Annotated in this window: 10 protein-coding genes; 6 read left to right on the forward strand and 4 right to left on the reverse strand. The window is 68.3% G+C overall.

The genetic code is table 11. From position 1 onward, the window contains the following. Positions 1 to 128 precede the first annotated feature (128 nt). The 5 genes from gcl (at position 129) to V5F63_RS22190 (ending at position 6,382) form a co-directional block, all read left to right on the forward strand. Positions 129 to 1,904 (forward strand): glyoxylate carboligase, encoded by a 1,776-nt coding sequence (gene gcl, locus V5F63_RS22170; RefSeq protein ID WP_394101074.1) that lies wholly within the window; start codon positions 129 to 131, stop codon positions 1,902 to 1,904. 100 nt (positions 1,905 to 2,004) lie between these two features. Then, entirely contained in the window at positions 2,005 to 2,784 is a 780-nt protein-coding gene (gene hyi, locus V5F63_RS22175; RefSeq protein ID WP_394101073.1) for a hydroxypyruvate isomerase, read from the forward strand. 112 nt (positions 2,785 to 2,896) lie between these two features. Continuing rightward, positions 2,897 to 3,784 carry a 2-hydroxy-3-oxopropionate reductase gene (gene glxR, locus V5F63_RS22180; protein WP_394101072.1) on the forward strand — a complete coding sequence of 296 codons (888 nt, stop codon included), beginning with the start codon at positions 2,897 to 2,899 and terminating at the stop codon, positions 3,782 to 3,784. A 377-nt stretch (positions 3,785 to 4,161) separates the two neighbouring features. Beyond that, positions 4,162 to 5,691, forward strand: a complete 1,530-nt coding sequence (gene pyk, locus V5F63_RS22185; RefSeq protein WP_394101071.1) for a pyruvate kinase — start codon at positions 4,162 to 4,164, stop codon at positions 5,689 to 5,691. A 226-nt stretch (positions 5,692 to 5,917) separates the two neighbouring features. Continuing rightward, positions 5,918 to 6,382 carry a CYTH domain-containing protein gene (locus V5F63_RS22190; RefSeq protein ID WP_209485760.1) on the forward strand — a complete coding sequence of 155 codons (465 nt, stop codon included), beginning with the start codon at positions 5,918 to 5,920 and terminating at the stop codon, positions 6,380 to 6,382. Between the two features lie 197 nt (positions 6,383 to 6,579). On the opposite strand, the gene V5F63_RS22195 is transcribed toward V5F63_RS22190, so the two are convergent. Continuing rightward, complete coding sequence (locus tag V5F63_RS22195) at positions 6,580 to 7,479, reverse strand: uracil-DNA glycosylase (RefSeq protein WP_394101070.1); 900 nt, start codon at positions 7,477 to 7,479, stop codon at positions 6,580 to 6,582. Between the two features lie 217 nt (positions 7,480 to 7,696). Here V5F63_RS22195 and V5F63_RS22200 point away from each other — a divergent pair, with 217 nt between their 5' ends. After that, a complete protein-coding gene (locus V5F63_RS22200) occupies positions 7,697 to 9,370 on the forward strand; it encodes an electron transfer flavoprotein-ubiquinone oxidoreductase (RefSeq protein ID WP_394101069.1) in 1,674 nt (557 codons plus the stop codon). A 58-nt stretch (positions 9,371 to 9,428) separates the two neighbouring features. Here V5F63_RS22200 and cysG read toward each other — a convergent pair whose 3' ends face one another. From cysG to polA, 3 genes are all read right to left on the reverse strand, one after another. Next, positions 9,429 to 10,937, reverse strand: a complete 1,509-nt coding sequence (cysG, locus tag V5F63_RS22205) for a siroheme synthase CysG (protein WP_394101068.1) — start codon at positions 10,935 to 10,937, stop codon at positions 9,429 to 9,431. 323 nt (positions 10,938 to 11,260) lie between these two features. Continuing rightward, positions 11,261 to 11,605, reverse strand: coding sequence for a RidA family protein (locus V5F63_RS22210; protein WP_209485770.1), 345 nt, complete (start codon positions 11,603 to 11,605; stop codon positions 11,261 to 11,263). A 244-nt stretch (positions 11,606 to 11,849) separates the two neighbouring features. After that, on the reverse strand, positions 11,850 to 14,840 hold the full coding sequence (gene polA, locus V5F63_RS22215; RefSeq protein WP_394101067.1) for a DNA polymerase I: 2,991 nt from the start codon (positions 14,838 to 14,840) through the stop codon (positions 11,850 to 11,852). Positions 14,841 to 14,954: the final 114 nt, after the last annotated feature.

Below are 14,954 nucleotides of genomic sequence, written 5' to 3' on the forward strand. Positions count from 1 at the left end.
ATTCCGTTTCTTCCCATAGAAGCGAAAACGGCGCGGGCGTATCCAATACGAAAGTCCAAAGCCGAGACGATCCGATCCGGATCGCGGCCCGCCAGGACGAAGCAACAAGATTCAAAGGGAGGACTGCCATGGCCCGCATGCGCGCCGTCGACGCCGCCGTCCGTGTTCTCGAGAAGGAAGGCATCTCCTGCGCCTTCGGTGTTCCGGGCGCGGCCATCAATCCCCTCTATTCCGCCATGAAGGCGCGCGGCTCCATTCGCCATGTTCTGGCGCGCCATGTCGAGGGCGCCTCCCACATGGCCGAGGGCTACACCCGCGCGGTGGCCGGCAACATCGGCGTGTGCATCGGCACCTCCGGCCCCGCCGGCACGGACATGATCACCGGCCTCTATTCGGCCTCGGCGGACTCGATCCCGATCCTGTGCATCACCGGCCAGGCGCCGCGCGCCCGCCTCTACAAGGAAGATTTCCAGGCGGTGGACATCGAATCCATCGCCAAGCCGGTCACCAAGTGGGCGGTGACCGTGCGCGAGCCGGCCCTCGTCCCCATGGTGTTCCAGCAGGCCTTCCACGTCATGCGCTCCGGCCGCCCCGGCCCGGTGCTCATCGACCTGCCCATCGACGTGCAGATGGCGGAGATCGAGTTCGACGAGGAGACCTACGCCCCGCTGCCGGTCTACAAGCCGTCCGCCACACGGGCGCAGATCGACAAGGCGATGGGGATGATCCTCGACGCCAACAAGCCGCTGATCGTCGCCGGCGGCGGCATCATCAATGCCGATGCCTCCGACCTCCTTGTGGAGTTCGCCGAGCTGACCGGCATCCCGGTCATCCCCACCCTCATGGGCTGGGGCACCATCCCGGACGACCATCCGCTGATGGCCGGCATGTGCGGCCTGCAGACCTCGCATCGCTACGGCAATGCGAACATGCTGGCCTCCGACTTCGTGGTCGGCATCGGCAACCGCTGGGCCAACCGCCACACCGGCTCGGTGGAGGTCTACACCCAGGGCCGCAAGTTCATCCACGTGGACATCGAGCCCACCCAGATCGGCCGCGTGTTCGGCCCCGACTTCGGCATCGTCTCCGACGCCAAGGCGGCCCTGGAGCTGTTCGTGACCGCCGCGCAGGAGCTGAAGGCCGCCGGCAAGCTGCCGGACTGGACGGCCTGGGCCGACGAATGCCTCGGCCGCAAGCAGACCATGCTGCGCAAGAGCCATTTCGACGCCGTGCCGCTGAAGCCCCAGCGGGTCTATGAGGAGATGAACGAAGCGCTGGGCCGGGACGTCACCTACGTCTCCACCATCGGCCTCTCGCAGATCGCCGGCGCGCAGTTCCTGCACGTCTACCATCCGCGCCACTGGATCAATTGCGGCCAGGCCGGGCCGCTGGGCTGGACCCTGCCGGCGGCCCTCGGCGTGCGCGCCGCGCGGCCCGACGCCAAGATCGTCGCGCTCTCGGGCGACTACGACTTCCAGTTCCTCATCGAGGAGCTGGCGGTGGGCGCCCAGCACAAGCTGCCCTATTTGCACGTGGTGGTGAACAACTCCTACCTCGGCCTGATCCGTCAGGCGCAGCGCGGCTTCAACATGGACTTCGAGGTGAGCCTCTCCTTCGACAACATCAATTCGGAGGAGGTCGGCGCCTACGGCGTGGACCATGTGGCGGTGGCCGAAGGCCTCGGCTGCAAGGCCATCCGCGTGCGCACCCCGAACGAGTTCAAGGACGCCTTCGCCAACGCCCAGAAGCTCATGGACGAGCATCAGGTGCCGGTGGTGCTGGAGTTCATCCTGGAGCGCGTGACCAACATCGCCATGGGCGTCGAGATCAACGCCGTGAACGAGTTCGAGGAAGTCCTCGACGTGCCCCTCTCCGAGGTGCGCACCCTGGAGCCGGCCGAATAGGCCGGGCCAAAAGACTCATATCGATTTAAAAAAGCCTGGATGCCCCGGCCCCGCCGGGGCATGACAGTGCGCCACAACGGCTCAGCCCGCGGAGAGACGCATGCCCAAGTTCGCCGCCAATCTCACCATGCTGTGGAACGAGATCGATTTCCTCGACCGCTTCGAGAAGGCCGCCAATGCCGGCTTCACGGGCGTCGAATATCTCTTCCCCTATCCCTTCGAGAAGGACGTGCTGGCCGAGAAGCTGGCGAAGCACAATCTCACCCAGGCGCTGCACAATCTGCCGGCCGGCGACTGGGCGGCGGGCGAGCGCGGCATCGCCTGCATCCCCGGCCGCGAAAGCGAGTTCCAGGACAGCGTCGGCAAGGGCATCGAATATGCGAAGGCCCTCGGCACCAAGGCCATCAACTGCCTCGCCGGCCTCACACCCAAGGACGTGCCGGCGGAGAAGGTCCACGAGACCCTCATCAACAACCTGAAGTTCGCGGCGGCGGAGCTGAAGAAGGCGGGCATCCCGTTCGTCGTCGAGGCCATCAACACCCGCGACATCCCGGGCTTCCACCTGCACAACACCAAGCAGACGCTCAAGGTGCTGGATGAAGTCGGCGCGGACGACATCTTCTTCCAGTACGACATCTACCACATGCAGATCATGGAAGGGGATCTCACCCCGACCATCCGCACCAACATCGCCCGCATCAAGCACATCCAGCTCGCGGACAATCCGGGTCGCGGCGAGCCGGGCACGGGCGAGATCAACTATCCCTTCCTGTTTAAGGCCATCGACGACACCGGCTATGACGGCTGGATCGGCTGCGAATACAAGCCGAAGACCACCACCGACGAAGGCATCGGCTGGTTCGCCCCCTACAAGGGCTGAACTGATTTTACCCCTCTCCCCCTGCGGGAGAGGGTGGACCGCGGCATGGCCGCGGGACGGGTGAGGGGTTCGGCCCCGCGAGACACAAAAGCACTCTTCAGGAGAAACGCACATGAACGTGGGATTCATCGGCCTCGGCATCATGGGGGCCCCCATGGCCGGCCACCTCATCGACGCCGGGCACACGCTGTTCGTCTATGACGTGGTGAAGGTGCCGGAGGCGCTGACCGCCAAGGGCGCGACCGCCTGCGCCTCCTCCGCCGAGGTGGCGAAAAACGCCGACATCATCATCACCATGGTGCCGGACACCCCGCACGTGGAAGAGGCGCTGTTCGGCAAGGGCGGCGTCGCCGAAGGCCTCTCGGCCGGCAAGATCGTGGTGGACATGAGCTCCATCTCGCCGGTCGCCACCAAGGGCTTCGCCCAGAAGATCAACGCGCTCGGCTGCGACTATCTCGATGCCCCGGTCTCCGGCGGCGAGGTGGGCGCCAAGGCCGCCTCCCTCACCATCATGGTGGGCGGGCCGGACGGCGCGTTCGACACCGTTAAGCCCCTGTTCGAGAAGATGGGCAAGAACATCACCCTCGTCGGCGGCAATGGCGACGGCCAGACCACCAAGGTCGCCAACCAGATCATCGTCGCTTTGACCATCGAGGCGGTGGGCGAGGCCCTGCTGTTCGCCTCCAAGGCGGGCGCCAACCCGGCCAAGGTGCGCGAGGCGCTGATGGGCGGCTTCGCCTCGTCCAAGATCCTGGAGATCCACGGCGACCGCATGGTGAAGCGCACCTTCGATCCGGGCTTCCGCATCGAGCTGCACCAGAAGGACCTCAACCTCGCGCTCCAGAGCGCCAAGGCGCTGGGCGTGAGCCTGCCCAACACCGCCACCTGCCAGGAGCTGTTCAACGCCTGCGCCGCCCACGGCGGCTCCAAGTGGGACCACTCCGCCATGGTGAAGGCCCTCGAGCTGATGGCCAACCACACGGTGGCCCCGGACGCCTGAGCGCGCCTTACGGCACGCAGAGCCACGACACCCTCGGCGACGCGCGGCACGTTCCCTGCCCTGCGTCGCCGGCACCCCGGACGGGTCCGCGCGGCCCCTCCGGAAGAGGCGCGCCGACAGCGTTCCCGGCGCGCCTCCGCCACTTCAGATCGCGCCCCCCAACCTCCGGCGCCAAAACGGGGGGCGATGCGCAGCCAGAATTGCCTGCAAGGACCTGCCTGCAAGGACCTGCCTGCACGGACCTGCCTGCACGGACCTGCCTGCAACGGTCAGCCTTGCTGCCGTTTATGCGACTTTATGCGTACATCAAAGGCGCGCATGATGCCGCCTAAAACGCATTGAACCGAGCGCGAACGCGCCGAGCCGGAGGACGACACATGCCCAGCAAGCGCCACCCCACCTTCAAGCGCCAGCGCGCCACCAAGATCGTGGCCACCGTCGGCCCCGCCTCCAACAGCGAGGAGAAGCTGAAGGCGCTGTTCCTCGCGGGCGTGGACGTGTTCCGGCTCAATTTCTCGCACGGTACCCAGGCCGATCACGGCGAGGTGCTGGCCCGCATCCGGCGGCTGGAGAAGGAGATGAACCGGCCCATCGGCGTCATCGCCGACATGCAGGGCCCCAAGCTCCGCATCGGCCGCTTCAAGGACGGCTCCATCGCGCTGAAGGCCGGCGACGTGCTGCATTTCGACGCCGATGTGGACCGCCCCGGCGACGAGACCCGCGTGCCGATCCCGCATCCGGACATCCTCGAAGCCCTCACCGTCGGCTCGACCGTGCTGTGCGACGACGGCAAGGTGCGCCTGAAGGTGGTGAAGAAGGGCGCCGGCTTCCTGGAGGCCCAGGTGGTGGCGGGCGCCAAGCTCTCCAACAACAAGGGCTTCAACATCCCGGACGTGGTGCTGCCGCTCTCGCCCCTCACGGAGAAGGACCGCCACGACCTCGAATTCGCCTGCGAGGCCGGGGTGGAGTGGATCGCCCTCTCCTTCGTGCAGCGTCCGGAGGACATCCACGAGGCGCGCGGCCTCATCAAGGATCGCGCCGCCATCATGCTGAAGATGGAGAAGCCCGCCGCGGTGGAGCATCTCACCGAGCTGGTGGAATTGTCCGACGCCATCATGGTGGCGCGCGGCGATCTCGGCGTGGAAATGTCGCTGGCCGAGGTGCCGGCGCTGCAGAAGCGCATGATCGCGGAATCCCGCAAGTATGGCCGCCCGGTGATCGTGGCGACGCAGATGCTGGAATCCATGATCACTGCCCCCGTCCCCACCCGCGCCGAGGTGTCGGACGTGGCCACCGCCGTCTATGAGGGCGCGGACTGCGTGATGCTCTCCGCCGAGACCGCCGCCGGCCAGTTCCCGGTGGAGGCCGTGACCTTCATGGACGACATCATCCGCCACGTGGAGTGCGATCCCGGCTACCGTCAGGTGCTGGACGCCACCCAGGCGGAATGGGGCAAGACCATCGGCGACGCCGTGACCAAGGCCACCTATCAGGCGGCCATCGCGGTGGATGCCTCGGCGTTCGTGGCCTTCACCTTGTCGGGCACCACGGGCCTCCGCGCGGCGCGCGAGCGGCCGGCCATCCCGATCCTCGGCCTCACCCCGAAGGTGGAGACCGCGCGGCGCCTCGCCCTCTCCTATGGCGTGCACGCCGTGCACATGAAGGAGGACATCCACTCCTTCGGGGAGATGGTGGACACCGCCGTGCGCACCGCCGTGGAGCACACCCTCGGCAAGCCGGGCGACCGCCTCGCCATCACGGCCGGCGTGCCCTTCGCCAAGCCCGGCACCACCAACATCATGCGCATCACCACCATCGGCACCACCAACCCGCCGTCGCGGGATGATCTGGACACCGGTGCGGCGCAGGACGCGCCGAAGGCGTCCAAGGGCAAGGTCCACGCCTGATGCGTGCATGGCTGAGGCAGTGCGCGACTTGCGCGCGCAATGCCCGACCCTGAAACTGGAGCGTGGCCACAGGCGCCACGCCCTAATGTGCAGCGTGTTGACGCATGCGGTATCATGAAATCGTTTTCTGCGATGTTTTAGGGTTTTAGCCCCGTTCTGCGGGCTGGACGAGTCCCGCCCCCTTCGGTCTATGGTGCGGATATCCACAGTCCCAGCCGGCCGAAACATGCCCGTCGAGATCGAGCGCAAGTTCCTCGTGACCTCCAACGCATGGCGGGCGGGCGCGCGCGCCACCCCCATCCGCCAGGGCTACCTCTCGCACGATGGCGCGACGGTGCGCATCCGCATCGCGGACGGCGACGCCTTCATCACCGTGAAGGGCAAGACGCAGGGCCTCTCCCGCGCCGAGTTCGAATATGCGATCCCCATCGAGGACGCGCGTGTGATGCTGGAGACGCTCTGCGCCCGGCCGCTCATCGAGAAGACCCGCTACGCCGTGGAGCACGCCGGCCGCCTTTGGACCGTGGACGTCTTCGAGGGCGAGAATGACGGGCTCGTCATGGCCGAGGTGGAGCTGGACGGCATCGACCAGCAGGTGGACCTGCCCGAGTGGGTGGGCGAGGAAGTCACCTCCGACCCCCGCTACCGCAACTCCGCGCTGGTGAACGCCCCGCTGGGGTATGGGAAATAGGCGGCGACGCAGCGCTGCCATCGTCCATCCCGGACCGCCGTCGTTCTTTCGCTCGATGATCGCAACGGCCCCTCCCCCGTCATCGCCCGGCTTTTCCGGTCGATCCACGGCGTGGCTGGTTCCCACTCTCGCAAGTGGCACGAGCGGAAGGGTGGATCGCCCGGACAAGCCGGGCAATGACAAAAGAAAAGCCTCCCTCACCCCCCGCTTATCTTCAGCAGCGCCTCCACCGCCAGCATGTCGCGCCAGGCGAAGCGCTTGCCGAGCGGGGTGCGCAGGAGATAGGCCGGGTGGAAGGTGGCGATGGCGCGGATGGTGCGCGTGCCGGTGTCGTAATCCATGAAGCGCCCGCGCAGCTTGGTGATGCCCTCGGTGGTGCCGAGCAGCGCCTGCGCCGAGGGGCCGCCCAGGCACACCAGGATATCCGGATCGGCCAGCTCGATCTGCCGGGCGATGAAGGGCAGGCACACCGCCGTCTCCTGCGGCGTCGGCGTGCGGTTGCCGGGCGGGCGCCAGGGGATGACGTTGGCGATATAGGCGCTGGTGCGGTCGAGGCCGACGGCGGCCAGCATCAGATCGAGCAGCTTGCCGGAGCGGCCGACGAAGGGCAGGCCCTGCTGGTCCTCGTCGCGGCCCGGCGCCTCGCCGACGAACATGACCTTCGCGGCCGGATTGCCATCGGCGAACACCAGCCGGCTCGCGGTGCGCTTGAGCGCGCAGCCTTCGAAACCCTCAAGGATCGCCTTCAGCTCGTCGAGGCTCGCGGCCCCCCGTGCCGCCTCGCGCGCGCCCATCACCGCCTCGTCGGGCGGCTGGGTGACGAGAGTGGGCGTCGCCGGAGCGGCTGGCCGCGCGGGCTGGTTGCGGGAGGGCGCGGGACGGGAGGGCGCGACGCCCGCCGGGGCGCCGGAGGCCGGGCCGGCATCTGCGGCCCCGCGCGCCGCAGGCGCCGGTGGCCGGGGACGGCTCGGCTCGGCGGCGCTTTCGGCGAAGCGGTCCACCGGCACCTCGCCGATGGCCACGTCCACGCCCGCCTCCCAGTGGAAGGCGAGAATGTCGGCCCAGTCGTCGAAGTCCCGGTCGGCGGTCACGTCCATCCCATCCTTTTAGACAGTCCGCCCGCCGGCGCGAAGCCCGCCCGGACGAAGCCCGCCCGAACATGGCAACCATAGGCCAGCGCCCGCGCGTGCGTAACCACGGAACTATAGTCCCATATAGGGCAAGATGTTGCCCTATGCGGAAGTGCCCGGTTGTCTTTGCCGGCGTGTCGTGGAAAAAGTCCAATCAACGGGATTGACGGACGGGAGCAGGCGTATGAGCGCGGCGGAGCTGCCAGAGCGCGAGGGCATGGATTATGACGTGGTGGTGGTCGGCGCCGGCCCTGCGGGCCTCGCCACCGCCATCCGCCTGAAGCAGCAGGCCGCCGAACGCGGCACGGATGTCTCCGTCGTGGTGGTGGAGAAGGGCTCCGAAGTCGGCGCCCACATCCTCTCCGGCGCGGTCGTCGATCCCATCGGCCTCGACGCCCTCATCCCCGGCTGGCGGGACGAGGCGGACACCCCCCTCACCGTCCAGGTCACGGACGACGCCTTCTATCTGCTCGGGCCCGCCGGGGGCGTGCGCCTGCCCAATTTCGCCATGCCGCCGCTGATGAACAACCACGGCAATTATGTCGGCTCGCTGGGCAACGTGTGCCGCTTCCTCGCCCAGAAGGCCGAGGCGCTGGGCGTGGAGATCTATCCGGGCTTCGCCGCCGACGAGATCCTCTATGACGAGAAGGGCGCGGTCATCGGCATCGCCACCGGCGACATGGGCGTCGACAAGACCGGCGCGCAAAAGGCCGAGTTTACCCGCGGCATGGAGCTGCGCGGCCGCTACACCGTCTTCGCCGAGGGTGCGCGCGGGCACCTCACCAAGAAGATCATCGCCAAGTACGACCTCGGCGCGGGCCGCGACGTGCCGAAGTTCGGCATCGGCCTGAAGGAACTCTGGAAGGTGAAGCCGGAGAAGCACAAGCCCGGCCTCGTGCAGCACGCCTTCGGCTGGCCGCTCGATTCCAAGACCGGCGGCGGCGCCTTCCTCTACCACATCGACGACGAGCAGGTGGTGGTGGGCTTCGTGGTCCATCTCAACTACCAGAACCCCTGGCTCTCGCCCTTCGACGAGTTCCAGCGCTTCAAGACCCACCCCATGTTCCGCGACACGTTCGAGGGCGCAAAGCGCATCTCCTACGGCGCCCGCGCCATCACCGAGGGCGGCTACCAGAGCGTGCCGAAGCTCTCCTTCCCCGGCGGCGTGCTGGTGGGCTGCGCGGCCGGCTTCGTGAACGTGCCGCGCATCAAGGGCAGCCACAATGCGGTGCTCTCCGGCATGCTCGCCGCCGACCACCTGCTCGACGCGCTCGCCGCCGAGCGCAGCCACGACGAGCTTGCGAGCTACGAGGCGGCCTGGCGCGCCTCGGCCATCGGCGCGGACCTGAAGAAGGTGCGCAACATGAAGCCGCTGTGGTCGAAGTTCGGCACCTTCCTCGGCATCCCGCTGGGCGCGCTGGACATGTGGACCAACACCTTCGGCTTCTCCCTGTTCGGCACGCTGAAGCACGGCAAGACCGACGCCGCCTCGCTGAAGCCGGCCAAGGACTGCAAGAAGATCCAGTATCCCCGCCCCGACGGCGTGCTGACCTTCGACAAGCTCTCCTCGGTGTTCCTCTCGAACACCAATCACGAGGAGAACCAGCAGGTGCATCTGGTGGTGAAGGACATGGCCCTGCAGAAGGCGTCGGAGCACGACGTCTATGCCGGCCCCTCCAACCGCTACTGCCCGGCCGGCGTCTATGAGTGGATCGAGGAAGGGTCGGACGCCCCGCGCTTCCAGATCAACGCGCAGAACTGCGTCCACTGCAAGACGTGCGACATCAAGGACCCGAACCAGAACATCACCTGGACGGCGCCCGAAGGCGGCGGCGGGCCGAACTATCCCAACATGTGAGGATGGGTCGTCATGCCCCGGCTCGTCCGGGGCATGACGGCGCTATCCGCGCCCTGCCCTACCCCCGCGCGGCCTCGGCCGCCTGCGGCAGGTCCTGCGCCGCGACTTCCGACAGCGCGAAACCATAGAGCACGAGGCAGGGGCCATCCGCCCCGGCCTCGACGGCGCGCGTCACCGCCTCGGCGAGGCTGGCGACCGTGGCGACGACCACCTTTTCCTCCGGCCGGGTGACCGAGAAGATGGCGATGGCGGGCGTCGCCGGCTCGATGCCGGCGGCGAGGAGATTCCGCACGAGGTCCGGCAGTGTCCGGCGCGGCATGTAGACGACGGTGGTCGCCGCCTTGTCGGAGAGCGCCTTGAAGTCGAGATCGGCGGGCAGCTTGCCGTCGCGCGCATGGGCGGTGACGAATTGCAGCCGCCGCGCATGGTCGCGATGGGTGAGCGACGTGACGAGCCGGCTCGCCGCGCCCTGGGGGGAGGAGATGCCGGGCACCACCTCCACCGGCACGCCGGCCGCGCGGCAATAAGCGATCTCCTCGCCCGCCCGGCCGAAGATCATGGGTTCGCCGCCCTTCAGACGCACCACGCGGCGGCCCTCGCGGGCGAGGTCCACCATCAGCGCGTTGATGTCGTCCTGCTTGCAGGAGGGGCCGTAGCCGGTCTTGCCCACGAGCATCTTCTTCGCCTCGCGCCGGGCGAAATCGAGGATCGCACCGGAGACGAGGTCGTCATAGAGCACCACGTCCGCCGATTGCAGCGCGCGCACGGCCTTCAGCGTGAGCAATTCGGGATCGCCCGGCCCTGCGCCCACCAGTACAACCGAGCCGCCCACGCCCGAGCGACCTTGCGGGGATGAGCCCTGCGTCTCGATGGCGGCGAACAGCGCGGCGCGGTCGGCTTCTTCCGGGGCGCGGTGGGGCTCGGCGAGAGCTTTCGCGGCGAACCGCTCCCAGAAGGCGCGGCGGGCGTGGAAGGAGAGGCCGCGCTCGGTCACCGCCGCGCGCCACGTCTTCGCCGCCTGCGCCCAGGCGCGGAAGCCCGAGGGCAACAGCGCCTCGATCTTGGCCCGCACCGCCTGCCCGAACACCGGGGCCGCGCCGTCCGTGGAAATGCCCACCACGAGGGGCGAGCGGTTGACGATGGCGCCGAAGGTGAAGTCGCACAGGGCCGGCCGGTCGATGACATTCACCGGCACCCCGGCCGCGCGAGCAGCAGAGGAAAAGCGCGCGGCCGCCTCCGCATCCTCGAAATCGCCGATGGCGAGGGCCGCGCCCGCGATGTCGTCGGCGTGCCAGTCGCGCACATGCACCGCGATGGCACCATGGGCAGGCGCGCCGGCCAGCCGCCAGATGTCCTCGCAGACGGCGGGGGCGATCACCTCCACCCGCGCCCCGGCGGCGGAGAGAAGCTCCACCTTCCAGGCCGCCGGCTCACCACCGCCCGCCACCAGCACGCGCCGGCCGTCCAGCCCAAAGAACACCGGCAGGCGCGCGAGCGCCTCCATGCGCGCCTGCCGCGTCTCACGCGGGGCACGGGGGCTGGAGGATTCGGCGCCGGGGGCGGCCATGGGTCGAGACTCCGGAGTATCGTCAGGCGGAGAAAGTAAGCTTCGAGACCACCGGGCGCCACCCCTCTCCCCTTGAAGTCGGCTGTTGCCGACTTCAACCAGCCCGAACCGAACCCGGCAACAGCCGGGTTCGGGCGGGAGAGGGGTTGGGGGTGAGGGGTAGACGCCGCCGGGAATGTGATCGCGGCGCCACCCCCTCACCCGTCTCGCGGCTGCGCCGCGATCCACCCTCTCCCGCCTGAACTCGGCTGATGCCGAGTTCATTTCGTGAAAGCCGAAGTCGGCAAAAGCCGACTTCGGGGGAGAGGGGGATGCCCGGCAGATCAGCCGCGGGCGGCGACGACGATGATCTCGACCAGGAACTGCGGCGCGGCGAGCTTGCCTTCGCTGGTGGCGCGGGCGGGGGGATTGTCCTTGTCCACCCAGCTGTCCCACACGCTGTTCATGCCGGCGAAATTCTTGATGTCCGACAGCCAGATGGTGGCGGTGAGAAGGCGCGACTTGTCGGTGCCGGCGCGGGCCAGCAGGCTGTCGATGGAGGCGAGCACGGCCTTGGTCTGGCTCTCCACGTCCGGCCCCTCGGCCACCTGGCCGGCGAGATAGACGGTGTTGCCGTGGATCACCGCCTCGCTCATGCGGGCGCCCTTGTCGAGCCGTTCGATGCTCATGATGTGTCCTCGTGTTGGGGAATGGCGGGTGTTTAGCAGTTTGGGGGGCGGAGGCGTCAACCATCTGGCGCCGCCCCGCCTCATCCCGGCGTCATCCCCCGCCTTGTGCGGGGGATCCACCTGTGGCCGGGGATGGTATCGGCATTCGCAGAGCAGTCCGTCGGCCAAGTGGATGCCCCGGACAAGCCGGGGCATGACAGCGGAAAGGCTGCGTTGCAGTCGGCCGGGACGCGAGAGCCGCCCCTCAGTGTGCCTCTTCCCAGTTCTTCGCCGCCCGCGCGTCCACCTTCAACGGCACGGCCAGCTGCACGGCGGGCGCCGCCGCGCTCTCCATGGCGTGGCGCACGACGGGAATGGTCGCCTCGGCCTCGCCCTCGGGCACCTCGAACACCAGTTCGTCATGCACCTGCAACAGCATGCGGGCGGAAAGGCCAGCCTGTTCCAGCGCCGGCTCCATGCGGATCATGGCGCGGCGGATGATGTCGGCGGCGGTGCCCTGGAGGCGGGCGTTGATGGCGGCGCGCTCGTTGAAGGCGCGAATGGAGGGGTTCTTCGCCGCAATGTCCGGATAGTGGCAGCGCCGGCCGAACAGCGTCTCCACATAGCCGTGCTCGCGGCAGAAGGTCTTGGTCTCCTCCATATAGTCGCGGATGCCGGGGAAGCGCTCGAAATAGCGCTTGATGTACTGCCCCGCCTCCTCGCGCGGGATGGAGAGCTGGTTGGCGAGGCCGAAGGCGGAGATGCCGTAGATGATGCCGAAATTGATGGCCTTCGCCCGCCGCCGGATCTCCCCCGGCATGTCCTTCACCGGCACGCCGAACATCTCGGAGGCCGTCATGGCGTGGATGTCGAGCCCGTCGGTGAAGGCCTGCCGCAACGCCGGGATTTCCGCGATCTCGGCGAGGAGCCGCAGTTCGATCTGCGAATAGTCGGCCGAGACGAGGAGGTTGCCCTCCTCCGCCACGAAGGCGCGGCGGATGCGCCGGCCTTCCTCGGTGCGCACGGGGATGTTCTGAAGGTTGGGATCGGAGGAGGAGAGCCGCCCCGTGGTGGTGGCGGCCAGCGCATAGGAGGTGTGGACGCGCTTCGTCTCAGGATGCACGAAGTTCGGCAGCGCGTCCGTATAGGTGGAGCGGAGCTTGGAGAGCTGGCGCCATTCCAGGATCTTCTGCGGCAGCTTGTGGCCCTGCTCGGCGAGTTCCTCCAGCGCGGTGGCCTTGGTGGACCACATGCCGGTGGCGGTCTTGGTGCCGCCGGGCAGGCCCATGCGGCCGAACAATATGTCGCCCATCTGCTTGGGCGAGCCCACGTTCAGCCGCTCGCCGGCCAGCTCCGCGATTTCGTCCTCCACCCGCGCCGCGCCCTGCGCGAATTCGGAGGAGAGGCGCGCCAGCATGGCCTTGTCGATGGCGATGCCGCGGGCTTCCATGCGCGCCAGCACGGGAATGAGCGGGCGCTCCAGCGTCTCGTAGACGGTGGTGCGGCCCTCGGCGGCGAGCCGGGGTTTCAGCACCTGCCACAGGCGCAGCGTCACGTCCGCATCCTCGGCGGCGTAGGCCGTGGCGGGCTCCAGCGCCACCTTGTCGAAGGTGATCTGCGCCTTGCCCTTCCCCGTCACCTCCGAATAGCCGATGGGCTGATGGCCGAGATGGAGGACGGAGAGTTCGTCCATGCCGTGGCCGTTCTTGCCGGCATCGAGCGCGTAGGACATGCACATGGTGCAGTCGATGGGCGCAACGGTGATGCCGTGGCGGGCCAGCACCGCCTCGTCATACTTCACATTGTGCCCGACCTTGAGCGTGCCCCTGTCCTCAAGCATGGGCTTCAGGGCGGCGACCGCATCGCCGAGGGAAATCTGCCCCGGCAGCAGGCCTTCGCTGAACAGGCCATCGCCGGCCCCCTGATGCAGCAGCGGGATGTAGCAGGCCTCATTGGGCGAGAGCGCCAGCGAGACGCCCACGAGGTCCGCCTGCATGGGATCGAGGGAATTGGTCTCGGTGTCGAAGGCGACGACGCCGAGGTCCACGGCCTTGGCGCACCACGCCTTCAGCTCGGCGAGATCGAGGATGGTGCGGTAGGCCTTGCGGTCCACCGGAGTCGCCCGCGCGGCCTGCGCGCGCTGGTGGGCGAGATCGGCAGGGGTGGGCGTGCCGCCGGGGGCGGCGGCAGCGGCGCCCGGCTGGGCGACGGCGGCCGGCGCTTCCCCATCTGCGGCGGGCGCGGCCGCGGGCGCGAAGAGGTCACCGCCGCTGGGCGCCAGCTTCGGGTCCGGCTCCACCTCGCCGGCTTCCACGCCATAGGCCTCGGCCACGCGGCGGGTGATGGTGGTGAATTCCATGGCCTTCAGGAAGGAGATGAGGCGCTTGGCGTCCGGGTCTTCCAGCACGAGGTCTTCCAGCGGCACCTCCACCGCCACGTCGCGCACCAAGGTCACGAGCTGCTTGGAGATGCGCGCCGCCTCCTGATTGTTCAGAAGCGACTCGCGACGCTTGGGCTGCTTGATCTCGCCCGCGCGGGCGAGCAGCGTTTCCAGATCCCCATATTCGGCGATGAGCTGGGCGGCGGTCTTGATGCCGATGCCGGGCACGCCGGGCACGTTGTCGGTGGAATCCCCCGCCAGCGCCTGCACGTCCGTGACCTTCTCCGGCGGCACGCCGAAATATTCCTGCACCTCGCCGAGGCCGATGCGCCGCTCGGGGCGCGCCCCGCGCCCGCCGCTCTCGCCGGAGGCGGGGTCATACATGGCGACCTTGGGGCCGATCAGCTGCATCAAGTCCTTGTCGGCGGAGACGATGAGCACGTCCGCCCCCGCCTTCACCGCCTGCTCGGCATAGGTGGCGATGATGTCGTCCGCCTCGTAGCGCGCCTGCTCCACGGGGATGAGGCCGAAGGCGCGCACCGCCTCGCGCATGAGCGGGAACTGGGGAATCAGCTCCTCCGGCGGCTCGGAACGATTGGCCTTGTAGTCGGGATAAAGCTCCTTGCGGAAACTGTCCTCCGACTTGTCGAAGACGATGGCGAGATGGGTGGGGCGGATGCCCACGGCCCCGTCGCGCACGAACTGGAACAGCTTGGTGCAGAAGAGGCGCACCGCGCCCGTGGGCAGCCGGTCCGAGCGGAAATTGTACTTCCGGTCCTGGTTGATGGACTGGAAATAGGCGCGGAACACGAAGGACGAGCCATCCACCAGGAACACATGGTCGCCGGGCTTGAGGGGGCGGGGAGAGGGGGACATGGGGCGTCCTTCAGAGGTCCGGCGGCAGCGGCGACCAGCGGTCGGAATCGGGGTCGATCGAAGGCGCGCACGATGCCCGAGGGGGCGGCGGGGGACAAGAGCGGCACCGGCGGC

It is taken from the genome of Xanthobacter wiegelii, from assembly GCF_043193855.2.
Taxonomy (GTDB): Bacteria; Pseudomonadota; Alphaproteobacteria; order Rhizobiales; family Xanthobacteraceae; genus Xanthobacter; species Xanthobacter flavus_A.